The 22,626-nt window shown below is 73.4% G+C and carries 19 protein-coding genes and 1 riboswitch; of the genes, 3 read left to right on the top strand and 16 right to left on the bottom strand.

Going from position 1 to position 22,626, the window contains the following annotated elements; all coding sequences use genetic code 11:
* Window positions 1-17: 17 nt before the first annotated feature.
* From cobN to GA0070216_RS25220, 5 genes are all read right to left on the bottom strand, one after another.
* Complete coding sequence (cobN, locus tag GA0070216_RS25235; protein ID WP_091251149.1) at window positions 18-3,713, bottom strand: cobaltochelatase subunit CobN; 3,696 nt, start codon at window positions 3,711-3,713, stop codon at window positions 18-20.
* A gap of 130 nt (window positions 3,714-3,843) precedes the next feature.
* Window positions 3,844-3,972: a hypothetical protein gene (locus GA0070216_RS36235; protein ID WP_281190465.1), complete on the bottom strand. Its 129-nt coding sequence runs from the start codon at window positions 3,970-3,972 to the stop codon at window positions 3,844-3,846.
* Between the two features lie 23 nt (window positions 3,973-3,995).
* Window positions 3,996-4,172, bottom strand: a riboswitch (cobalamin riboswitch).
* A gap of 104 nt (window positions 4,173-4,276) precedes the next feature.
* Window positions 4,277-4,612, bottom strand: coding sequence for a hypothetical protein (locus tag GA0070216_RS25230; RefSeq protein WP_091251147.1), 336 nt, complete (start codon window positions 4,610-4,612; stop codon window positions 4,277-4,279).
* A 90-nt stretch (window positions 4,613-4,702) separates the two neighbouring features.
* Window positions 4,703-5,602 (bottom strand): aldo/keto reductase, encoded by a 900-nt coding sequence (locus tag GA0070216_RS25225; RefSeq protein ID WP_091251145.1) that lies wholly within the window; start codon window positions 5,600-5,602, stop codon window positions 4,703-4,705.
* A 73-nt stretch (window positions 5,603-5,675) separates the two neighbouring features.
* A complete protein-coding gene (locus tag GA0070216_RS25220; RefSeq protein WP_091251358.1) occupies window positions 5,676-6,902 on the bottom strand; it encodes an MFS transporter in 1,227 nt (408 codons plus the stop codon).
* A gap of 380 nt (window positions 6,903-7,282) precedes the next feature.
* Here GA0070216_RS25220 and GA0070216_RS25215 point away from each other — a divergent pair, with 380 nt between their 5' ends.
* The gene (locus tag GA0070216_RS25215; protein ID WP_245722715.1) at window positions 7,283-8,218 is read left to right on the top strand and encodes a hypothetical protein; all 936 of its coding nucleotides are present in this window, start codon (window positions 7,283-7,285) and stop codon (window positions 8,216-8,218) included.
* A 578-nt stretch (window positions 8,219-8,796) separates the two neighbouring features.
* Here GA0070216_RS25215 and GA0070216_RS25205 read toward each other — a convergent pair.
* From GA0070216_RS25205 to GA0070216_RS25195, 3 genes are all read right to left on the bottom strand, one after another.
* Window positions 8,797-9,594, bottom strand: a complete 798-nt coding sequence (locus GA0070216_RS25205) for a sugar phosphate isomerase/epimerase family protein (RefSeq protein ID WP_245722733.1) — start codon at window positions 9,592-9,594, stop codon at window positions 8,797-8,799.
* Window positions 9,595-9,716: 122 nt separating this feature from the next.
* Window positions 9,717-10,868 carry a dihydrodipicolinate synthase family protein gene (locus GA0070216_RS25200; RefSeq protein ID WP_091251142.1) on the bottom strand — a complete coding sequence of 384 codons (1,152 nt, stop codon included), beginning with the start codon at window positions 10,866-10,868 and terminating at the stop codon, window positions 9,717-9,719.
* Complete coding sequence (locus GA0070216_RS25195) at window positions 10,865-12,016, bottom strand: Gfo/Idh/MocA family protein (protein ID WP_091251140.1); 1,152 nt, start codon at window positions 12,014-12,016, stop codon at window positions 10,865-10,867. The genes GA0070216_RS25200 and GA0070216_RS25195 overlap by 4 nt, the downstream gene beginning before the upstream one ends.
* A gap of 154 nt (window positions 12,017-12,170) precedes the next feature.
* On the opposite strand from GA0070216_RS25195, the gene GA0070216_RS25190 reads away from it, so the two are divergent.
* Window positions 12,171-13,187, top strand: a complete 1,017-nt coding sequence (locus tag GA0070216_RS25190) for a LacI family DNA-binding transcriptional regulator (protein WP_091251138.1) — start codon at window positions 12,171-12,173, stop codon at window positions 13,185-13,187.
* 142 nt (window positions 13,188-13,329) lie between these two features.
* On the opposite strand, the gene GA0070216_RS25185 is transcribed toward GA0070216_RS25190, so the two are convergent.
* The 8 genes from GA0070216_RS25185 to GA0070216_RS25150 are packed head-to-tail and all read right to left on the bottom strand — an operon-like array spanning window position 13,330 to window position 20,941.
* Complete coding sequence (locus GA0070216_RS25185) at window positions 13,330-13,938, bottom strand: bifunctional 4-hydroxy-2-oxoglutarate aldolase/2-dehydro-3-deoxy-phosphogluconate aldolase (protein ID WP_091251136.1); 609 nt, start codon at window positions 13,936-13,938, stop codon at window positions 13,330-13,332.
* Window positions 13,935-14,987, bottom strand: coding sequence for a sugar kinase (locus GA0070216_RS25180; protein ID WP_245722714.1), 1,053 nt, complete (start codon window positions 14,985-14,987; stop codon window positions 13,935-13,937). Before GA0070216_RS25180 ends, GA0070216_RS25185 begins: the two co-directional genes overlap by 4 nt.
* Window positions 14,984-15,946, bottom strand: coding sequence for a DUF6807 domain-containing protein (locus GA0070216_RS25175; RefSeq protein ID WP_245722713.1), 963 nt, complete (start codon window positions 15,944-15,946; stop codon window positions 14,984-14,986). Before GA0070216_RS25175 ends, GA0070216_RS25180 begins: the two co-directional genes overlap by 4 nt.
* Complete coding sequence (locus GA0070216_RS25170) at window positions 15,943-16,575, bottom strand: hypothetical protein (RefSeq protein WP_091251134.1); 633 nt, start codon at window positions 16,573-16,575, stop codon at window positions 15,943-15,945. The genes GA0070216_RS25175 and GA0070216_RS25170 overlap by 4 nt, the downstream gene beginning before the upstream one ends.
* On the bottom strand, window positions 16,572-17,453 hold the full coding sequence (locus GA0070216_RS25165) for a carbohydrate ABC transporter permease (protein ID WP_091251133.1): 882 nt from the start codon (window positions 17,451-17,453) through the stop codon (window positions 16,572-16,574). The genes GA0070216_RS25170 and GA0070216_RS25165 overlap by 4 nt, the downstream gene beginning before the upstream one ends.
* Entirely contained in the window at window positions 17,453-18,430 is a 978-nt protein-coding gene (locus GA0070216_RS25160) for a carbohydrate ABC transporter permease (RefSeq protein WP_091251132.1), read from the bottom strand. Before GA0070216_RS25160 ends, GA0070216_RS25165 begins: the two co-directional genes overlap by 1 nt.
* A 35-nt stretch (window positions 18,431-18,465) precedes the next feature.
* Window positions 18,466-19,806: an ABC transporter substrate-binding protein gene (locus tag GA0070216_RS25155; RefSeq protein ID WP_091251130.1), complete on the bottom strand. Its 1,341-nt coding sequence runs from the start codon at window positions 19,804-19,806 to the stop codon at window positions 18,466-18,468.
* 16 nt (window positions 19,807-19,822) lie between these two features.
* Window positions 19,823-20,941: a LacI family DNA-binding transcriptional regulator gene (locus GA0070216_RS25150; RefSeq protein WP_091251128.1), complete on the bottom strand. Its 1,119-nt coding sequence runs from the start codon at window positions 20,939-20,941 to the stop codon at window positions 19,823-19,825.
* A 240-nt stretch (window positions 20,942-21,181) separates the two neighbouring features.
* Here GA0070216_RS25150 and GA0070216_RS25145 point away from each other — a divergent pair, with 240 nt between their 5' ends.
* Window positions 21,182-22,510 carry a Gfo/Idh/MocA family protein gene (locus tag GA0070216_RS25145; RefSeq protein WP_091251126.1) on the top strand — a complete coding sequence of 443 codons (1,329 nt, stop codon included), beginning with the start codon at window positions 21,182-21,184 and terminating at the stop codon, window positions 22,508-22,510.
* The last annotated feature ends 116 nt before the right edge of the window (window positions 22,511-22,626 follow it).

The following is a 22,626-nucleotide window of genomic DNA, read 5'->3' as shown; positions in this document are numbered from 1 at the left end:
CGGCTCACTCCTCGCGCTCACTGTCGATCCTCCAGGTCGCCCTCGGTGGCCAGGTACGTCTCGCGGAGCCGGTCCAGGGTGGCGGGCTCCGGCGCGGCCCACAGTCCCCGGTCGGCGGCCTCCAGCAGCCGTTCGGTGATGCCGCGCAGCGCCCACGGGTTGGACCGCTCCAGGAACTCCCGGGTTTCCCCGTCGAACAGGTACGCCTCGGCCAGCTGCTCGTACATCCAGTCGTCGACGACACCGGCGGTGGCGTCGTAGCCGAACAGGTAGTCCACGGTGGCGGCCAGCTCGAATGCCCCCTTGTAGCCGTGCCGGCGCATCGCGGCGATCCACCTCGGGTTCACCACCCGGGCCCGGAACACCCGCCGGGTCTCCTCGCCGAGGGTGCGGGTACGCACGTCGTGCGGCATCGCCGAGTCGCCCACGTAGGCGGCCGGGGCGGCCCCGGTGAGGTGCCGGACCATCGCCACCATCCCGCCGTGGTACTGGAAGTAGTCGTCGGAGTCGACGATGTCGTGCTCGCGGGTGTCCTGGTTCTTCGCCGCCACCGCGATCCGGGCGAAGGACCGTTCCATGTCGGCCCGCGCCTCCCGCCCGTCCAGCCCCCGGCCGTAGGCGTAACCACCCCAGACGGCGTACACCTCGGCCAGGTCGGCGTCGGTGCGCCAGTTGCGGGCGTCGATCAGCGGCAGCAGCCCCGCCCCGTACGCCCCCGGTTTGGAGCCGAAGATCCGGGCGGTGGCCCGCCGCTCGTCGCCGTGCGTGGCGACGTCGGCGGCGACGTGGGCCCGGAGGTAGTTGTCCTCGGCCGGCTCGTCGAGGGCGGCGACCAGCCGTACCGCGTCGTCGAGGAGGGCGACGACGTGCGGGAACGCGTCCCGGAAGAAGCCGGAGATGCGGACCGTGACGTCGACCCGGGGCCGGCCCAGCTCCGCCGGCGGCACCACCTCGACGCCGGTGACCCGCCGCGACCGGTCGTCCCACACCGGCCGGCAGCCGAGCAGGGCCAGCACCTCGGCGATGTCGTCACCCTGGGTACGCATGGCGCTGGTGCCCCAGACGGTCAGCCCGACCGAGCGGGGGTACTCCCCGGTGTCGGCGAGGTAGCGGGCGAGCAGCGAGTCGGCCAGCGCCACCCCGACGTCCCAGGCGTTGCGGCTGGGGATCGCCTTCGGGTCGACGGAGTAGAAGTTGCGGCCGGTGGGGAGCACGTTGACCAGGCCCCGGGTGGGCGACCCGGACGGTCCGGGCGGCACGAACCGGCCGTCGAGCGCGCCGAGGGTGTGGGTGATCTCGTCGGTGGTGCGGTCCAGCCGGGGCACCACCTCCCGGGCGGCGAAGCGCAGCACCGCCGCGACGTCGGGGCCGGCCCGGCCGGTGACCTCCGCGACCACCTCGTCGACCCGGGCGGGGTCCCAGCCGAGGGCCTCCATGCCGAGGACGAGCCGCCGGGCCAGCCCCTCGATCAGGTCCACGGCGTCGGCGGCGGTGACCGCCGGCCCGTCGACGATGTCGGTCAGCGTCGCCGGCACCACCACCCGCGCCCCGGGCTCGGCGAGCAGCGCCTGCTCGTCCAGGCCGTAACCGGCGGCGAGGGCCTGGCGCAGGCCGGGCAGGACGTGGGCGCCGCCCCAGACCTGGGGGGCGCGCAGCACGGCGAGGACCAGGTTCACCCGGGGCTCACCGGTGGGCACCTCGGCCAGGATGTGCAGCCCGTCGCGGATCTGCACGTCCTTGACCTCGCACAGGTAACCGTCGAGGTGCAGCACGAAGTCGTCGAAGTCGTCGGCGGCGGGCATCGCCTCGGTGTGCAGGTCGTGGTGCAGTTCGGCGGCGCGCACCAGCTCCCAGATCTGCCCCCGGACCACCGGCACCTTCGCCGGGTCGAGGGCCTGCACGGTGGCGTACTCGTCCAGGAGCTGTTCGAGTTTCGCCAGGTCGCCGTAGGTCTCGGCGCGGGCCATCGGTGGCACCAGGTGGTCGACCACCACGGCGTGCGCCCGCCGCTTGGCCTGGGTGCCCTCGCCGGGGTCGTTGACGATGAACGGGTAGACCAGCGGCAGGTCACCGAGGACGGCATCGGGGGCGCAGTCGGCGGCCAGGCCGAGGCCCTTGCCGGGCAGCCACTCCAGGGTGCCGTGCTTGCCGAGGTGCACCACCGCGTCCGCGCCGAAGCCGCCGTCGGCGACCGGCGCGGCCAGCCACCGGTAGGCGGCCAGGTAGTGGTGGCTGGGCGGCAGGTCGGGGTCGTGGTAGATGGCGATCGGGTTCTCGCCGAAGCCCCGCGGCGGCTGGATCAGCAGGGTGACGTTGCCGAACCGCAGCCCGGCCAGGACGATGTCGCCGTCGTCGGTGTAGAGCTGGCCGGGTGGCTCACCCCAGTGTTCCCGCATCCGGTCCCGCAGGTCGACCGGCACCTGGTCGAACCAGCGCCGGTAGGTCTCCCCCGGCACCCGGGCCTCGGCGGCGGACAACTGTTCCGGGGTGAGCCACTCGACGTCGTGACCCCCGGCGGCGATCAACGCGTGGATCAGCGCGTCCCCGTCGGTGGGCGGTGGCGCGTCGCCGAGGTGGTATCCGGCGGCGGCGAGGGCGGCGAGCAGCCGTACCGCCGAGGCGGGGGTGTCCAGGCCGACGGCGTTGCCGACCCGGGAGTGCTTCGTCGGGTAGGAGCTGAGCACGATCGCCAGCCGCTTGTCGGCGGCGGGCAGGTGTCGCAGCCGGGCCTGCCGGACGGCGATCCCGGCGACCCGGGCGGCCCGCTCGGCGTCGGCGGCGTAGACCGACAGCCCGTCGGCGTCGATCTGTTTGAACGAGAACGGCACGGTGACGATCCGGCCGTCGAACTCGGGGATGGCCACCTGCATCGCCGCGTCCAGCGGGGAGATCCCGGCGTCGCTCCCGGCCCACTGCTCGCGGGTGCTGGTGAGGCAGAGCGCCTGGATCACCGGGACGTCCAGGGCGGCGAGCGCGCCGACGTCCCAGGCGTCCTCGTCGCCTCCGCCGGAGGCGTCGGCGGCGACCGTCCCACCGGCGGCGAGGACGGTGACGACGAGGGCGTCGCAGCGGGCGAAGAGCTCCAGCGGCCCGTCGCCGGGGCTGAGCCCGCGCAGCGAGCCGCAGAAGATGGGCAGCGGGTTCCCGCCCGCCGCGTCGACCGCGTCGGCCAGGATCTGCACGAATTCGGTGTTGCCGGCCAGCGCGTGCGCCCGGTAGAACACGATCCCCACCGTCGGACGTCCGTCGCCGTCCACCTGCGGCCCGGCCGGTCCGGCCGCCCGCTGGCGGTCGAGGACGCCGAACGGCGGGGTGGGGGTGGGCGGGTCGAAGCCCTCGCCGGTGAGCAGGACCGTGTCGGACAGGAACCGGGCCAGCTGGGCCAGGTTGTCCGCACCCCCCTCGACCAGGTAGGACAGCGCCTCGGTGACCGCCCCGGAGGCCACCGTGGAGATCGCCATCAGCTCCGCGTCGGGCACCGCCTCGCCGCCGAGCACGATCGTGGGCACGCCGGAGCCGAGCACCGCCGCGAGGCCGTCCGGCCACGCCTGCCGACCACCGAGCAGCCGTACGACAGCCAGATCGACGCCGTCGAGCAGGGCCGGTACGGCGTCCACGTCGACCCGGGTGGGATTGGCGAGCCGGTAGTCGGCGGCGCTGGCGCGGGCGGCGAGCAGATCGGTGTCGGCGGTGGACAGCAGCAGGATGCGCACGTGCGGCTCCGGAGAGTGACACCCGACTCGACCACGGTGCCGGGTCGGACGGGGTGGGATGGACGCCGGTCAGCGGTGACGGAGGTACCGGCTCACCCGCGCCGCGGGGCGGGGCACCCGGGACCGGTCGTCAGTGGTGGGTGGCGGGCCAGCCGACCCGGCACAGGCCGGCGGCGACACGTACGCGCAGCGGCACGGGTTCGGCCGCGATGCGGGGATCACCGGCCGTCGTCGGGCCGGTGGGGACGCGGTGCGTCATCGGGTCCTCCTCGGGTGTCCACGCCCTGGGGTTCTCCGACGGCCGAAGTATCCTGGCTTCCGGATCGACGCTCACCCCCGGTCTTCCAACCGCACACACACGGTCGTGACTCACGAGGGGGGATCACTCCCCGGTGACAGTGGCGGGACCGCGTCGGAATCGCACCGACTTCCTTCACTGCCGTCAGGCCGCGAATGCTGCCACACTCCTCACCCCGAGGTCAACGGCAGGCACCGGGCCCCGGACGGCGTCCATCGAGCCCGGTGCCGGGGCCGGTGCGACCGGGGTCCGCGGGAGCCGCCGTTCAGCGCAGGCGACGTTCCGGGTGGGCCCGGTTCCAGACCCGCATCCGCTCCGGGTAGCCGGTCTTCGCCGCCTCGTAGAGGGGCACCGCGTGCCGGTGGGCCAGCTTCGCCGCCGTCCGCGGTGAGCCGGTGCGGCGACGGATCCACTCCCCGTCGTGGGCGATCGCCACGACGGTGGTGTCGGTGGCGGTGGTCTCCGGTTCGAGATAGAACTCCACCCCACGGTGGGCCGCCACGAAGTCCTCCAACGCGGTCAGGTCCTCCCGGGTGGCCTCCCGGTCGAGCGTGGTCGGGATGCCCTCGACGGCCCGGGGCCGCCGGCTGAACCAGCCCATCTTCCCGCTCCTCTCCTCGCGTGCCTCCAGTGCAGCACCGTCACCTGGTAGGGCGCTGCGAACCCCGTGACAGCCCGCTGAACGCCCCGCTCACTGCTGGTCGAGGGCGGCCAGCTCGTCGGGGGTGAGCCGCAGCGCGGCGGCGGCGACGTTCTCGGCGAGGTGGGCCGGGTCCCCGGTGCCGGGGATGGCCAGCACGTGCGGGCCCTGGTGCAGGGTCCACGCGAGCCGCACCTGCGCGCTGGTGGCGTCGTGGGCACGGGCGACGGCGCGGACCGCCGCGCTGTGGTCGGCGCGCGCCCCGCCCTCCCGGTTCCCGCCGGCCAGGGCGAAGAACGGCACGTAGGCGATGCCCCGGGCACCGCACTCACGGATCAGGGCGTCCTGGTCACCGCGGTTGTCCAGGGCGTAGTTGTTCTGCACGCAGACCACCGGGGCGATGGTCTGCGCCTCGTCGAGGTGGTCGAGGCGGACGTTGGACAGGCCCAGGTGCCGGATCAGGCCGGCGTCGCGCAACTCGGCCAGCGCACCGAAGCGTTCCGCCACGGAGTCCGGCGTCGGGCGCTTGACGATCCGCAGGTTGACCAGGTCGAGGTGGTCGCGGCCGAGCCGGCGCAGGTTCTCCTCGACCTGGGCGCGCAGCTGCGCCGGGCCGGCCTCCTCGTGCGTGCCGGTGGCCGGGTCGGACCGGAACCCGACCTTGGTGGCGATGACCAGGTGCTCCGGGTACGGGGCGAGCGCGGCGCGGATCAGCTCGGTGGCGTACCGGGCGGGGCCGGTGCCGACCTTCAGGGTGCCGCCCGGCGAGACGTAGAAGGCGGCGGTGTCGATGTGGTCGACCCCCAGCTCGACGGCCCGGCGCAGGACGCGCAACGCCCGGTCCCGGTCGGGGTGGGCGGTGATCCGCATCGAGCCGAACCCCATCCGGTGCACGGGGCGGTCGCCCAGGGTCCAGCGGCCCGCCGCTGCGGCGGTGATCTCGATTGGCATTCGGCGACCGTAGCCAGTGGCGGCGGCCCGGGTGATCGGCCGCGCACCCGATACCGACGACGGCCGGCGACTGCTAACTTTCTTGTATCGGGGCGGTGGGCGTCGGGCCGGCCGGCGGGCGGGTGGCCGGCACCAGGGCCAGCGTCGGGATCAGCAGCACCGGCACCACCAGCAGCGCCTGCAGGGTGCCCACGTGGTCGCCGAGCAGGCCGAGCAGCGGCGGGCTGGCCAGGAACGACGTGTAGCCGATCACCGCGACGACACTGACCCGGGCGGGTGCCCGGTCCTCGTCGTCGGCGGCGGCGCTCATCCCGACCGGGAAGCCGAGTGACGCGCCGAGCCCCCAGAGGACCACCCCGACGACGGCGAGCGGGCCGGAGCCGGCCAGCACGGCCAGCAGCGAGCCGGCGGCGGCCAGCAGGATCGTGCCGACCAGCACCGGCACCCGACCCCAGCGGTCGATGGCCACGGTGCCGGCGGTCCGGCCGATGGTCATGCCGACGACGAAGACCCCGAACACGGCCGCGCCGGCGGCCTCGCTGACCCCGTAGCCGTCGACGAAGGCGACCGCCAACCAGTCGTTCGCGCTGCCCTCGGTGAACGCCATCACCAGCACCAACGCGCCGATGAGCAGGGTGCGCGGCTCGCGCCAGGCCGCGAGCAGGCCGCCGCGGCGGGTGGACGCGGCCCCGTCGGCGGCCGGGGCGGGCAGGAAGTGACGCGCCCCGAGCACGGTGCCGCCGAGCACCAGCGCCGCCAGCACCGTCAGGTGGGCGGTGATCGGCACGCCGAACCGGGCCGCGCCGGCGCCGAGTCCCGCGCCGGCCACCGATCCGAGGCTCCAGGCGGCGTGGAACCGGGGCAGGATGGTGCGGCCCAGCCGTTTCTCCACCGCCGCGCCCTCGACGTTCATCGCCACGTCGCAGGTGCCGGAGCCGTAGCCGAGGGCGAACAGGCCGGCCGCCACCCCGGGCAGCGAACCGATCGGGCCGGCGGCGACGCCCACCCCGACCAGTCCGACCGCCACCAGCACCGTGGAGACGACGACGGTGCGGGCCGGGCCGAGCCGCTGGGTCACCAGGCCGGCGCTGGTCAGCGCCAGCACCGCGCCGCCGGACATGGCCAGCAGCAGCAGGCCGAGCCGGCCGGCGCTGAGACCGAGCGCCTCGCGTACCGCCGGGACCCGGGAGAACCAGGTGGCCACGGCGAGACCGTTGAGGGCGAAGACCACCGCGACGCCGGTACGGGCTGCCCGCACCGCCCGGGGCGCGACGGTACGGGTCTCGGTGGCGGCGTTCACGGCGGTGTGGTCCCTTCCGGGGGTGGCCCGTCCCCGTGCGGGCACGACGTCCTCACCGGAGATCTCACACCGGTTTCGTCACGGCCACAAGCGCGACGTGCCCCTTACCGCGCCAGGGCGGTCCGACGACTACCGGGCCCGACCGACCTGCGGCCCGCACCGAGGCATCGGGTCCGACGCCCGGGGGTGCCACCCCGCAGCCGGGGAAGACGGCGCGAGACCGGTCATTGTTGATCGACTAGGTTCAATTGAATGGCTTCACCTGACGGGACCGGGGCACGTCGCGTCGTGGGGGATACGTGAAGTTCGACCCACTCGGAGCATACCGCATACTTCCCGGGCAAAACTACTACATAAATGCCCCCAAGCAACGCAATCTGATGGTGGTCCTGACGGTCAACGAAAATGTGCTCATTCCGGTGGAACGCCTGGCCCAGGAGGTGTGGCACTTCGATCTCGTGGTGGGCGCGGACGGCGCCTGGTCCCGGGTCCGCCCGGCGGTACGCGGCACCGGTGTTGCCGACCGTGCCGGTGCTGGCCGGGGTGCGGCTGCCCCCGGCCGGATGCGGACCAGGGCGGGGTCTTGGTACGACGGCACGGCCACCCTGCTGTGGGCCGGCGCGGGTGAGCCGGACCCGAAGTCGTCGCTGCTCACCGGCGGCGGCGAGGCGGGTGGGGCGCTGCTGACCAGCGCCCAGGACCTGGGCGTGGATGTCGGTGACGTGGGCCGGATCAGCGAGCCCTCCGGGCGGGGCACCGGCTACCTGGCACTGATCGACGTGGTGGCGCTGTGGACCACCGGGCTGTTCAGCCTCAGTCTGCTGCTCTCCGACCGGGTGCAGGGCCGGGTGCAGGGGGTGGCCACGCTGATCTTCTCGATCCTGCTGATCCTGGCCTCGCTGGTGCTGCTGGTGATCGCCTTCGTCGAGTTGACGGTGATGGTGTCGCTCTTCCTGGCCGCACCCTTCGGCACCCTGGCCTACCTGGCGCTGTGGGGGTTCTTCCCGGTCGGCGAGGCCAGCCTGCTGCTCGCTCTGGTGCTGCTGTTGAAGCTGGTCTGGGGTGTGCTGCTACTGCTCGCCCAGCCCCGCTTCCTGCAGAACAAGGGGCTGGTCCTGCTGGTCCTGACCACCCTGGTCTGCACGGTCGTGCTGGAGTTCCTACACCGGCTGGTGCCGGTGATCCTGGTCAGCATCCTCGACGACGTCGGCGCCCTGGTGTTCGCGATCGTGGCCATCGTCTGGGGCCTGGTGCTGCTGATCGGCTCCATCCCCGCCATCGTCAAGGCCGTCCGCGTCACTGCCACCGTCCAATGACGCCCCCCGCCCGTCTGGCCGGGAGGTCTGGTCGGTCATCGGCCGTCGGTCGGTCCGGCAGTGATCGGCCATCGGTCGGTCCATCGGTCGTCGGTCGTCGGCCGGTCCGTCGGTCATCGGCCGTCGGTGATCGGTCCGGTGGTGGTCCGACGGTCGGTGGTCCGACGGTGGTCGCTTGGCGCGTGGGCGGGTCAGTGAGGTGAGGTGGCCGGCGGTGGTGAGACAGGAGAGGCATGACAGGCCACGGAGCGGTATGCCTCTCCGTCATATTCATGCCACAGAGGCATACCGCTCCTTCAGGAGACTGCCTGTTCTCCACTACTCAGTGTGAAACTGATTCCCCCGCGCGGACGAAGCTCACGGACCCCGCGTCCCAGGCAGACCCGACGACCCAGAAAGACCCCTTGTCCGACGACCCCGACAACCCCAACGACCCCGACAGGTCCTGCCGGCCGACGGACCCAATGGACTCGACGGACCCGACGGACCCGACGGACCCGACGGACCCGACGGACCCGACGGCCAGCATCGCCCGCCGTCGTGGCAGCCCCCAGCCCACCGGGCCCGTTCCGATCCGGTCAGGACACGTGGGCCAGGTAGGCGTCGATGGTGGCGGCGAGGATGTCGGGGCCGGGCCGGGACCAAAGTGCGGTCTGGAACACCTCGACCTCGACCGGCCCGACGTATCCGGCGGCGTCGACCGCCTCGCGCAGCCGGCGCAGCTCCACACAGCCCTCCCCGGGCAGCGCCCGACCGAGCAGCACGCCCTCCGGAAGCGGGGTCACCCAGTCCGCCGCCTGGAACGCGGCGATCCGGTCCCCGGCCCGGGCGATCTGCGCGTACACCGTGTCGTCCCACCACACGTGGTAGGTGTCGACCACCACCCCGACCACCGCCGGATCGAACCTCTCGGCGATGTCGAGCGCCTGGCCGAGGGTGGCGATCACACACCGGTCGGCGCTGAACATCGGGTGCAGCGGCTCGATGGCCAGCCGTACCCCGGCCGCTGCCGCCTCGTCGGCGAGGGCGGCGACGGCGTCGGTGACCTGCCGGCGGGCCCCGTCGACGTCCCGGCTGCCGGGCGGCAGCCCACCGGAGACCAGCACCAGTTCCCGGGTGCCGAGGGTGGCCGCCTCCTCGATGGCCCGCCGGTTCTCGTCCCACCAGTCCGGGGCGGTGAAGAACCCGCCCCGGCAGAGCGAGGTGACGGTCAGCCCGGCGGCACGGACCAGCCGGGCCGCCCGCTCGACCCCGAATTCCTGGACGGGTTCCCGCCACAGGCCGATGCCGGGCACCCCGGCCGCCGCGCAGCCGGCGACCGCCGCGGCCAGCGGCCAGTGCTGGGCGGTGGCCTGGTTGAACGAGAACCGTTCCAGCCCGGCCACCGCACCACCAAGCACCGCACCACCGCCGGCCGCCGTGCCACGGCCAACCACCGCGCCGCCGCCGGCCACCGCGCCATCGCCGGCCACCGCGCCATCGCCGGGCGTCATCCCGGTCACTGGGTCACCCCGGCCACGGTGAAGTACGCCCGCGCCCGCGCGGCGGCCAGCTCCGCGTCGGGCAGCAGCCCGGCGGCGTCGGCGAGGACGAGCAGCCGGGCCAGGTGGGCCGGGGACCGACCGGACTGCTGCCCGGCCAGCATGGTGAAGTGCTCCTGGTGCCCGGCCAACCAGGCCAGGAACACGATGCCGGTCTTGTAGAACCAGGTCGGCGCGGCGAACAGGTGCCGGGCCAGCGGCAGGGTCGGGGCGAACGCCGCGTCGTACCGGTCCAGGTCACCGGCGTCGAGCGCGGCGAGCGCGGTGGCGGCTGCCGGCGCGATGGCGGCGAAGACGCCGAGCAGCGCGTCGGAGTGGCCCTGCGCGTCACCCCGGATCAGCTCCGGGTAGTGGAAGTCGTCGCCGGTGTAGAGGCGTACCCCGGCGGGCAGGCGGCGACGCAGCGCCACCTCCCGACCGGCGTCGAGCAGGGACACCTTGATCCCGTCGATCTTCCCCTGGTGTTCCTTGACCAGGTGCAGCACCGTCTCGGTGGCCTCGTCCAGGTCGGCCGAACCCCAGTAACCGGCGAGCGCCGGGTCGAACATGTCGCCGAGCCAGTGCAGCACCACCGGCTGGTCGGCGGCGGCGAGCAGCTCGGCGTACACCCGAAGGTAGTCGTCGGGGCCGGTGGCGGCGGCGGCCAGGTGGCGGCTGCACATCAGCACCGGGCGGGCGCCGGCGGCGCTGACGTCGGCGAGCTGTTCGGCGTATGCCCGGGTCACCTGGGGCACCGTGGCCGGGCCGGGTGGCAGCTGGTCGGTGGCGACCCCGGCCACGATCCGGCCGCCGACCGCGCGGGCCTCGGCGGCGCTGCGCCGGATCAGCTCCCGGGTGGCCGGGTGGTCCAGGCCCGCGCCGCGCTGGGCGGTGTCCATCGCCTCGGCCACCCCCAGCCCGTACGACCAGAGGTGGTGGCGGAAGGCGAGCGTGCGTTCCCAGTCGACGGCGGCCGGGGCGCCCGGGACGTTCTCCGCGCCCGGGTCGGCGACGACGTGCGCGGCGGCGTACGCCACCCGGCTGGTGGACGGACCGGTGGGACGGTCATGACCGGCGCTGCCGCGCAGCCGGTGGGTGCTGCCGTCGGGCAGCCGGACGGTGCCGGTCACCGGGACAGCTCCGGCACCTCGACGCGGCGGCCCTCCCGCGCGGAGCGCAGCCCCAGCTCGGCCAGTTGCACGCCGCGCGCGCCGGCCAGGAAGTCCCAGGCGAACGGGGCGCCGGTGACGACGTGCCGCAGGAACGCTTCCCACTGCACCTTGAACCCGTTGTCGAACTCCTCGTTGTCGGGCACCTCGGTCCACTGGGCCCGGAAGTCCTCGGTGGCGGGCAGGTCGGGATTCCAGACCGGCTTGGGGGTGACCGCCCGGTGTTGGACCCGGCACCGGCGCAGCCCGGCGACGGCGCTGCCCTCGGTGCCGTCGACGTGGAACTCGACCAGTTCGTCGCGGTGCACCCGGGTGGCCCAGGACGAGTTGAGCGCGGCGACGATCCCGCCGTCGAGTTCGAAGATCCCGTACGCGGCGTCGTCGGCGGTGGCGGGGTAGGGGCGACCGGCCTCGTCGACGCGCTGCGGGATGTGGGTGGCGGCGAGGCAGGTGACCGCGCGGACCGGGGCGAACAGCTCCTCCAGCACGTACTGCCAGTGCGGGAACATGTCCATCACGATGCCGCCGCCGTCCTCGGTGCGGTAGTTCCAGGAGGGTCGCTGGGCGGGCTGCCAGTCGCCCTCGAACACCCAGTAGCCGAACTCGCCGCGGACGGACAGGATGCGTCCGAAGAAGCCGCCATCGATGAGCCGGCGGAGCTTGCGCAGCCCGGGGAGGAAGAGTTTGTCCTGTACGACGCCGGTGCGGATGCCCGCGGCGTCGGCGGCCCGGACCAGTTCCAGCGCGGCGGCGCTGGACTCGGCGAGCGGCTTCTCGGTGTAGATGTGCTTGCCGGCCTCGATGGCCTGGCGGATCGCCTTCTCCCGTTGCTGGGTCACCTGGGCGTCGAAGTAGATCTCCGCGTCGTCGCGGGCCAGGGCGGCGGCCAGGTCGGTGGTCCAGTCGGTGAGGCCGTGCCGTTCCGCGACCGCCCGCAGCCGGGTCTCGTCCCGGCCGACCAGGATCGGCTCGGGCCAGATCCGGGTGCCGTCGCCCAGCGGCAGCCCGCCCTGCTCACGAATCGCGAGCAGGGAGCGGACGAGGTGCTGGCGGTAGCCCATCCGACCGGTGACGCCGTTGACGATGATGCCGATCGACCTTCGGGTCATGGTCGTCCTTCCCCTTTGCACATCACATAGGTAAGCGCTTTCCTAGCAGCCTAGGCGGCGGCCCGACCACGGGCAAGGGCCCGCCCCGGCCGTTGCGGTAACCTGTCCGCTACCGCGCGGCCCGGATCGGGGCCGGACACTTTCGGGGGTGCCCATGGCGACGCTGGCCGATGTCGCCCGCCGCGCCGGGGTCTCCCCCGCCACCGCCTCCCGGGTGATCAACGGCAGCAGCAAGCCCGTCGCCGACAACCTGCGCGAACGGGTGCTGCGGGCCGTCGCCGACCTGCGCTACGTGCCGAACGCGCACGCCCAGTTGCTGGCCCGGCCGCAGCGCAGCGTGGTCGGCGTGGTGGTGCACGACGTCTCCGACCCGTACTTCGCCGAGCTGACCCGGGGACTGCAACGGGTTGCCACCGACCACGGCCGGCTGGTCATCATCTGCAACAGCTACCGCGACCCGGAACGCGAGTTGGAGTACGTGGAGATGCTGCGCGCCCAGCAGGTCGCCGCGATCGTGCTGGCCGGCTCCGGCTACCACGACGCCACCTTCACCGCCCGGCTCGCCGAGAAGCTGGCCGCCTACGAGGCGACCGGCGGCCGGGTGGCGGTGGTCGGCCGGCACGAGCACCCGGGCGACGCGGTGATGCCGGCGAACGCCGACGGCGGCCGACTGCTCGGCGCGGAACTGCTGCGCCAGGGACACCGCCGGATCGGGGTGGTCGCCGGGCCGCAGGTGCTGACCACGATCACCGACCGGCTCGACGGGCTGCGTGCCGCGCTCGCCGAGGGCGGCCACCCGCTGTCCGAGGAGCGGATCCGCTACGCCGACTTCGACCGCGACGGCGGCGCCCGCGCCGCCGGTGAGCTGCTCGACGCCGTCCCCGGGCTGACCGCCCTGGTGGCGCTGAACGACTCGATGGCCGTCGGCGCGCTGACCCTGCTGCGCGCCCGCGACATCCCGGTCCCCGGGCAGGTCTCGGTGGTGGGCTTCGACGACATGCCGGTCGCCGCCGACGTCACCCCCGCGCTGACCACCGTCCGGCTGCCGCTGGTGGAGCTGGGCGCACGGGCGATGACCCTGGCCCTGGGCCCGGCCGCCGACCGGTCCCGGGTCGAGGTGCTGCCGGCCACCCTGGTCGTCCGGGACAGTCTCGGCCCCGCCCCGGACTGACCCGCCCGCACCGATCCACCGGATCGGTGCCCTGGCCGCCGCACGCCCGCGCGACAGGCCGGCGGTCGACACCGGCCGGCGCGGCAGGCCGGCGGGCGGCAGCGTCCGGCCCGGCAGGGCGGCGGGCGGGGTCGGCACCGGCTCAGGCCGGGGTCGTCGCCAGCTCGGCGAGCCGGTCGATCTGCCGGGGGTCGGACAGCGCCGAACCCACCGCCACCACCCGCACCCCGGCGGCGAGGAAGTCGGCGGCGTTGCCCGCGTCGATCCCCCCGGTCGCCACGAACCGCAGCTCCGGCAGTGGGCCGGCGACCGCCTTGAACCACTGTGGGCCGAGGCTGACCGCCGGGAACGCCTTGAGCCAGATCAGCCCGTGGTCGAGCGCGAGCTGCGCCTCGGTGGGGGTGGCCACCCCGGGCAGGTGCGGGATGCCGTAGCTGACCGCCGCGTCGGCCACCGCCAGGTCCAACCCGGGGGCGACGGTGAACGCCGCCCCGGCGCTGGCGGCCTGCCGGACCTGGGCGGGGGTGCGCACCGTGCCGGCACCGACCCGTCGGCCCCGGTCCTTGCCGGCCTCCACCGCCGCCCGCAGGGCGAGCGTGGCGTCGGGGGTGCGGATCGGCACCTCGACCACGTCGATGCCCAGATCCCAGGCCCGTTGGGCGAGCCGCACGGTCTCCATCGGGGGCAGGTCGCGCAGGATCACCATCACCCGTGCGGTGCCGAACAGGGGTGCGAAGTCGTGCGCGGTCATCGACCGTTCCTTCCGGTGGCGGGGGTGGGGAGCAGGCCGGCGTCGACCAGGTCCAGGCTCGCCCAGTCCCGTGCCGGCAGGGCGAGGAGCCGATCGGCCAGCGCCCGCCCCGGTGGCGGAGCGGTGTCGCCGGCCACGGTCAGGGCGGGGACCGCGCAGAGGTGCCCGAGCCGCAGGCAGTGGTGCAGGTCGAGGCCGCGCAGCAGCCCGGACAGGCAGCCGGCGGCGAAGGCGTCGCCGGCGCCGACCGGCTCGTGCACCGGCACCCGCAGCGCGGGGACGAAGACGGCCGGGCCGGTGCGGGGCAGCGCGGTGACGCCGACGTCGGCGTCCTTGACCACCACCAGGTCCGGGCCGGGCAACAGATCCCGCACGGCGTCCGGGTCGGTGACGCCCCACAGCGTGTGTGCCTCGTCCAACCCGACGAGGACCACGTCGGCGGCGTCGGCGAGCCCGCGCAGCACCGGCGCGGCGGTCCCGGCCGGCCAGAGCCGGGCCCGGTGGTTGACGTCGAAGGTGACCCGGGCGGCGGGCAGCGGCCGGTCGGTGACCGCCCGGCGCACCAGGGCCGCGCAGGACGGCGAGAGGGCGGCGGTGATCCCGGACAGGTGCAGCAGCCGGGCCCCGGCCAGCGCCGGGTCGTCCAGCACCCCGGGGTGCAGGCGGGAGGCCGCCGAACCGGACCGGTAGTAGTGCACGGCGGTGCCGTCGGGCGTCGGGTCCTTGAGGTAGACGCCGGTCGGCGCGGTCGGGTCGACGGCGACCAGGCCGGTGTCCACCCCGGTGTCGGCGACGTGTCGTAGCACCCGCCGGCCGAACGGGTCGTCGCCGACCCGGCTCACCCAGGCGGTCCGGTGGCCGAGCGCGGCGAGCGCGGACGCCACGTTGGACTCCGCGCCGCCGACCGAGACGCCCAGCCGGTCGGCCCGCGCCAGCGGGCCCGTGGGGTCCGGGCTGAGCACCACCATCGACTCGCCGACGGTGACCACCTCAGGTCCGGCCGACGGCTCGGGGTGCCCCGCCACGGCGGTCGGTCCGCCGGCGGTCACGCCGGCTCCGCGGCGGCGAGCAGGGCGGCCACGCCGGCCCGGTCGCGTACCCCGTCGGCGACCAGCACCCGGTGCCGGCCGGTCCGTCGACCACCGGCGGGCACCACGGCCGGCCGGTCGAAGGCGAAGGCCACACAGACGCCCGGATACATCGCCGTCCGCACGAACCACCGGTCGCCCAGCCCGAGCCCGGTGAAGACCAGGGTGTACGCCCCACCGCCCGGCGCGACGCCGGTCAGCGCGACCCAGCGGGCGGCGCTGCCGTTGGCCGCCTTCTCCCCGTCGGTGTCGGCGGTGAACGTGACCGGCTCACCGTCGGCGACCGCCCGCCAGAAGAAGCCGCCGTAGCCGGCCCCGTCGGGTCGCCCGTTGGTGGCCGGGCTGCCCAGGTGGACGTCCCGGTCCGTGGGGGCGGTGAGGGTGTAGTCGATGTCGAGGGCCCAGGCGTCGGGGGCCACCGGGGTCGCGGCGAGCCGGCGGTGCTCGGTGAGCAGCACACCGCCGCCGCGGTCGCGCCACTGCAACGCGTGCGCCAACCGGTCCGGGGCCCGTTCCCGCCACTGGGTGTGGGCGATCACGCCGTGGTCGTCGCGCCAGGTGTAGCCGGTGTCCCGGACGTACGTCCGGCCGCCCCACAGGTTGGTGCCGTCGACGTCCTGCACCGCCAGCGACGCCCCGAGGTGCCACACGTGGTCGGCGGGCAGCGCGTCGGTGACCGGGGTGCCGGCCAGCGTCCGCACCGGGTGCAGGTAGGGCCGGGGACCGTGGCGGGGGGCCAGGTCGGGCCGCACCACGTACCGGGCCACCTCGACGTCACCGATGTGCAGCGCCGGATCGTCGTCGTCCGGCCCGCCCGCGTCGGACGCACCCGGGTGGGTGACCGCCCCGACCGGGTCCGGGCCGGGGTGGTGCGGCTGCGGGTCGAACCGCGCGGGAGCAGGGTGGGGGTGACCGGTCACGGTGCCTCCGTCCGGGGGGAAGACCGGCGGGCGGCGACGGCGTGCAGGGCGGCCAACGCGTAGCCGGCCAGGATCGGCACCGCCACCGGGGTGACCAGTATCCCCAACAGAGCGGCCACCGCGCAGACCCCTCCGGCCGCCACCCAGGTCCCCGGCCGGGCCAGGCCGGTCCGGGCGGCGACCCGGGCCGCGCCCCGCCAGCCCCGCCCGCCGGTACGACCGATCGCCACCACGGTCAGCCCGGCGTACCCGGCCAGGGCGGCGGTGACCACGGCGGTGCCGGCCAACGCGACCCCGCCGCCGGGCACCCGGCCGGTGGCCAGCGCGACCAGGTCGACGCCGAGCGCGACGGCGACGGCCACCCCGACGGCGCTGGCCGCCAGGCCGGCCGGCACCCCCCGGCCGAACCGGGCGAGCGTGGTGCGCAGGTCCGGCCAACCGCCGAGGGTCAGCCGGTCGTGCACGGCGGCGCTGGCGGTGGCCAGGGCCGGCGCGAGGGTGAGCACCGGCAGCGCGGCCAGCGTCAGCGCGAACCCGAGCACCGCCAGGTCGGTGGCGTCGCGCAGGGTGTCCCGCCAGTCCCGACGGACCGGCTCGGCGTCCTCCTGCGCCAGCGGGACGGCGGTCATCCCTTCAACCCGCTGGTGTTGATGCCCTCGACGAGCATCCGCTGGAAGGCCAGGAAGAACAGGAAGACCGGCAGCAGCGACAGCACCGACATCGCGAACATCGGGCCGACCGCGCTCTGGCTGGTGGAGTCGATGAACAGGGTCAGTGCCACCGGCACGGTGTAGTCGTCCAGGCTGGACAGGAAGACCAGTTGCCGGAAGAAGTCGTTCCAGGTCCAGATGAACGAGAAGATCGCGGTGGTGACCAGCGCCGGCCGGCTCAGCGGCAGGATGACGTGCCGGAAGATGCCGTACGGGCTGGCACCGTCGATCTTGGCTGCCTCGTCCAGCTCGCGCGGGATGCCCCGCATGAACTGCACCATCAGGAACACGAAGAACGCCTCGGTGGCGAGGAACTGCGGGATGAGCAGCGGCAGGTAGGGCCACTCCCCGCCGACCAGACCCAGGCTGCGGAACAGGATGTACTGCGGCACGATCAGCACGTGGCCGGGGAGCAGCAGGGTGCCGATCATGACGGCGAACCAGATCCCCCGCAGCCGGAACCGCAGCCGGGCGAAGGCGTACGCGGCCAGCAGGCAGGAGACCGCGTTGCCGACCACGGTCAGCAGGCTGACCATCGCGCTGTTGAGGAAGAACGTGCCGAAGCTGAGGTCGAAGTTGCCCCAGCCGGCGGTGAAGTTGCCCGGGGTGAACGTCTCGGGCAGCAGGCCGACGTTGTTGACGATCTCTTCCGGCGACTTGACCGAGGTGCCCAGCATCCACAGCAGCGGATAGAGCACCACGGCCACGATCACGATCAGGATGAGCAGGCGTACCGCCTGCCGGCCGCCCGACTTGCGGCTGCTGCGTGGACGCGCCGTCGAGGTCACCGCCACCATCACTTCTCCCCGTCGGAGTAGTGCACCCAGAACCGCCCGGTGCTGAAGAAGATCGCGGTGATCAGGCCGATCGCGATCAGGAAGACCCAGGCCATCGCGGAGGCGTAGCCCATCTCCAGGTCGGTGAAGCCGGAGATGTAGAGCTTCAGGGTGTACATCAGGGTGGAGTCGACCGGGCCGCCGGTGCCGTTGCTGAGCACGAAGGCGGCGGTGAAACCCTGGAACCCGTTGATGGTCTCCAGCACCAGGTTGAAGAAGATGACCGGGGAGAGCATCGGCAGGGTGACGTGCCAGAACTGCGACCACCGGCTGGCGCCGTCGACGGAGGCGGCCTCGTACAGCTCGGTGGGCACCTGCTTGAGCCCGGCCAGGAAGATCACCATCGGGGCCCCGAACTGCCAGATCGCCAGCACCATCAGCGTCTGCAGCGCCCAGTCCGGGTCGCTGACCCAGGGCAGCCCCTCGATGCCGAACAGCGCGAGGAACGAGTTGAACGCGCCGTCCCGGTTGAACATGTTGACCCAGACGATGGCCAGCGCCACGCTGCCGCCGAGCAGTGACGGCAGGTAGAACAGCGCCCGGAACAGGCCCACCCCGCGCCACGCCTTGTTGAGCAGCAACGCCACGCCGAGCGCGGCGGCCAGCTTCAGCGGCACGGCCACCAGGGCGAAGGTCAACGTGACCCGGACCGCGTGCCAGTACGACGGGTCGGCGGTGAACATCCGCTCGTAGTTGGCCAGCCCGACCCACTGCACCTCGGACAGCGGGGTGAGGATGTCGTAGTTGGTGAAGCTCAGCCAGAGCGAGAGCAGCATGGGGATCGCCGTGACGCCCATCAGTCCGATGAGCCAGGGCGAGAGGAATACGTAACCCGCCAGTCCTTCGGCGTGCCGGTCCCGCCCGACCCGACGCCGGTTGGCGTGGGGGCGGGCGGAACCGGTGCGTCCGGTCCGGCCGGGGGCCGTGGTGAGGGCCACGGGGCCGGCTCCTTTCGTCGACCGCGACGGGTCGATCAGGCGATCGCGGACTTGCAGGCGGTGATGAACTGCTCCGCCGCCTGGGCCGGGCTGGCCCGCTTGTACTGGACGTTCTCAGCGGCCTTGATCAGCTCGGACTTGACCTTGCTGTGTCCCTTGATCGGCACCTGCGGCGACTGGCCGAACTTCTGCGCCAGCTCGGACTCGACCTGGATGGACTGCTTCATCGCCGGGTCGGTCACCGACTCGCTGACCTTGGCCCGCAGGTCCATGTTCGACGGCAGCCCCCGGTCGGTGCCGAGCAGCGCCGCCGCCTCCGGGTCGTTGGCCAGGAAGTTGATCACGTCGACGGCGGTGTCGCGGTGCTTGCTGCTCTTGAACACCGACCAGTACATCGAGGCGCGGGCCCACTGGGCGCTCGGGTCACCCGGGTACGCCACGACGCCCAGCTCGTCCTTGGTGTTCTTCTTCAGGTCCGGCATCTGGTTGACCCAGACCCAGGAGGTGGCGGCCTTGCCGGTGACCACGAGCTGCTTGGTCACGTCGCTGGCGTTGCCCTCGTGGATCACGTCGGGGGTGGGGGTGGCGCCCCGGTCCCGGGCGCCCTTCCACAACTCGAACCACTTCGTCACGTCCTCGGCAGTGAAGCCCAGGTCCTTGCCGTTGTAGAGGTCCTTGCCCTGCTGGCGCAGCCAGACCCAGAACGCCTTGTAGTCGGCGCTCGGGTCCTGGGTGCCCGGAATCTTGGTCTTCCTGGCCACCTGCTCGGCCCAGGCGATGTGCTCCTCCCAGCTCTGGCCGGTGGTCGGCTCCGCGAGGCCGTTGCTGGTCAGCAGGGTCTTGTTGTAGACCAGGCCCTGGGTGTTCTCGCCGGAGGCGACCCCGGCCAGCTTGCCGTCGACGACGCCGTACTCCAGCAGGCTCTTGGGGAACTTGGACACGTCGAGCTTGCCGGAGTCCTGGTAGCTCTTGAGGTCGAGCACGGTGCTGCGGCCGGCGTACTCGGACAGGTAGTTGTCGTCGATCTGGAACAGGTCCGGCGGGTTGCCGCCGGCGGTGAGGGTGGCCAGCTTGTCGAAGTAGCCCTGGTTGGCCTGCCAGGTCTTCTCGAACGTCACGTTCGGGTGCTTCTTGGTGTAGAGGGCGAGGGCGTCCTCGGTGAGCTTGGCCCGCGCCTCACCGCCCCACCAGAAGACCGAGAGCTTGACCTGTCCGTCGGCACCGGCGTCGTCGTCGCCGCAGGCCGCCGCGCCGAACATCAGCGGTACGGCGACGGCGGCGGCGACCAGGCCGCGCAGGAATCGACGACGGGGTGCGAGGGTACGGTGGTGCGGTTCGGCCGGCGTACCGGCGGTGGGGGACGTTGCGGGGTGCATGCGCTCACTCCTCGGGTTAGGAGGCGACGACGCCACCGGTGGTCACGGTCGGGCTGCCCGGGTCCGCAAGGCGATGCGGGCCCGGGCCATCCGGAACGGATCCGGGACGGGATCGACCGGGTACGGGTCCGGTCGAGTCGCGAATGACCAGTTCGGTCTGGAGCATTACCTGTGCGGTGGTGCGTCGGTCGCCGACGGCCGCTGCCCGTCCCCCGCCGCGCGGGCGGAGTTCGGAGTCGTGCTGCAGCAGCATGTCGACGGCCGTCCGGCCGGCGGCCGCGGTTGGGGTGGCCACCGTCGTCAACTTGGGGCGGGTGAGTCGGCTCAGCGCGATGTCGTCGACCCCGACCACGCTGACGTCCTGCGGCACCCGGATGCCGAGGTGGTCGAGCCCCTCGATCAGCCCGATCGCCATCAGGTCGTTGTAGGCGAGCACGGCGCTGACGCCGCTGTCGCGTACCTGGGTGGCCAGCGCGCTGCCGCCGGTCTCGGTGGGCGGGTTCGGGCCGAGCACGGTCAGCTCGGCCCCACCGGAGCGGGCGGCGGCCCCGGCCGCCCGGCGCATCTGCTGGTTGGTCCAGGAGCCGCGCGGGCCGCCGAGCAGGGCGAGCTGCCGGTGGCCGAGGCCCAGCAGGTGCTCGATCGCGGCGCGGGCGCCCTGACCGACGTCCATCATCACGCAGGGCAGACCGGTCACCTGGCGGTTTATCACCACCACCGGGACTTCCCGGCTGACCTGCTCGATCAGGGCGTTGCTCATCCGGGGGCTGCACAGCAGCACCCCGTCCACCTGCTTGGCCAGCGCGTGGACCAGTTCCTCCTCGGCGGCCGGGTCCTCATTGGTGTCGGCCACGAAGACGTGGTAGTCGCGGTGCCGGGCCTGCCCCTCGGCCGCCTTGATCAACGGCGGGAAGAACGGGTTGGCGATGTCCGCGATGATCAGGCCGATGTTGTGGGTCCGGCCGGTGATCAGGGCGCGGGCGGCCCGGTTGGGCCGGTAGCCGAGCTCCTCGGCGCAGGCCAGCACCCGGACCCGGGTCTCCGGGTTGACCAGGTGCGGCGCCGAGAAGGTGCGGGACACCGTGGAGATGTGCACGCCCGAGGCCCGCGCGACGTCGCGGATGGTGGCTGGCACGGGCGGCCCTCTCGTCGATGGTGTGGTCGGGGTCACGTGGGTGCCGCCAATTAATGCAAACGGTTGCTCCACTGTCAACGGGAGTTTGTTACAGGTCGATTGCGGGGGCGCTCTCACCATGCCCCCTTAAGCCCACAAAAGGGTATCTATACCACGGGATTGGCATCGATCGTTGACGTGATCTTCATCGTCGTGGTTTCTTCACTGCAAACCTTTGCAGCGACCGGGGAGGTCCACCCGATGTCACCACCCGCCACGCCGCGTCGACGGCACGCCCTGGTCGGCACCGGGGCGCGGGCCGAGATGTTCGTCCGTGCCCTGGTCACCGAGCACGCCGACACCGCCCAGCTGGTCGCCTTCGCCGACGTCAACCAGACCCGGATGGACGCGCACAACCGGTGGCTGGCCGAGCTGGGCCACCCGGCCGTGCCGACCTACCGGGCCGGCGACTTCGCCGCCATGCTCGACAGGGAACGGGTCGACGTGGTCCTGGTGACCAGCGTCGACGTCACCCACGACGAGTACATCGTGGCGGCCCTGCGGGCCGGCTGCGACGTGGTCACCGAGAAGCCGATGACCGTCGATGCAGCCCGCTGCCGACGCATCCTCGACGCGGTCGCCGAGACCGGCCGGCAGGTCACCGTCGCCTTCAACTACCGCTACAACCCGTTGCACGAGCAGGTCCGGCGGCTGCTCGCCGACGGCGCGGTCGGCGAGGTCGGCTCGGTGCACTTCGAGTGGCTGCTCGACGTGCGGCACGGCGCGGACTACTTCCGCCGCTGGCACCGGGACAAGGGCAGCTCGGGCGGGCTGATGGTGCACAAGGCCAGCCACCACTTCGACCTGGTCAACTGGTGGCTCGACGCCACCCCGGTCGAGGTGTACGCGGCCGGCCGGCTGTTCTTCTACGGCGCCGACGGCCGCCGGCACGGCTACGCCCGCGACTACGACCGGGCGCACGACTCCCCCGCCGCCGCCGACGACCCGTTCGCCCTGCGGCTGGCCGACCACCCCCGGCTGCGGGAGCTGTACCTCGACGCCGAGGGAGAGGACGGCTACCACCGCGACCGCAACGTCTTCGCCCCCGGGGTGAGCATCGAGGACGACATGGCGGTGCTGGCCCGCTACTCCACCGGCGCGACGATGACCTACCACCTCACCGCGTACGCGCCCTGGGAGGGTTACCGGGTGATGGTCAACGGCAGCCGGGGCCGCCTCGAACTGGAGGTCACCGAGAGCGACTTCGTCAGCCCGGGGGCCGCCGGCGCGCTCAAGGGCGCCGCCCTGCACGGCGACGAGGCCGCCGCCGAACACGGCACGGCCACCCTGACCCTGCGTCCGTTCTGGGCCCCGCCCACCCGGGTGCCGGTCGAGGGCTACACCCGGCAGGGCCACGGTGGCGCGGACGCCCGGATGACCCGGGTGATCTTCGGTGGCGAGTCGGACCCGCTGGACCGGGCCGCCACCGCCCGTGACGGAGCGCTGGCCCTGCTCACCGGGTTGGCCGCCAACCGCTCCTTCGCCACCGGCGATCCGGTCCGGGTGGCCGACCTGCTCACCCTGCCCTGACCGCTGCCGGCCGACCCTGCACCCACCCTGACCCGTTGCGGCCCACCCACCGGCCCACCCCGGCCGCTGCGGCCCACGCCACCACCGCCCCCGCCCTGATCCGCCGACCCGCCGCC

Source organism: Micromonospora matsumotoense (assembly GCF_900091525.1).
GTDB lineage: Bacteria > Actinomycetota > Actinomycetes > Mycobacteriales > Micromonosporaceae > Micromonospora > Micromonospora matsumotoensis.
The sequence above is the reverse complement of the archived record's forward strand: the minus strand, read 5'-3'. Positions and strand labels throughout refer to the sequence as shown.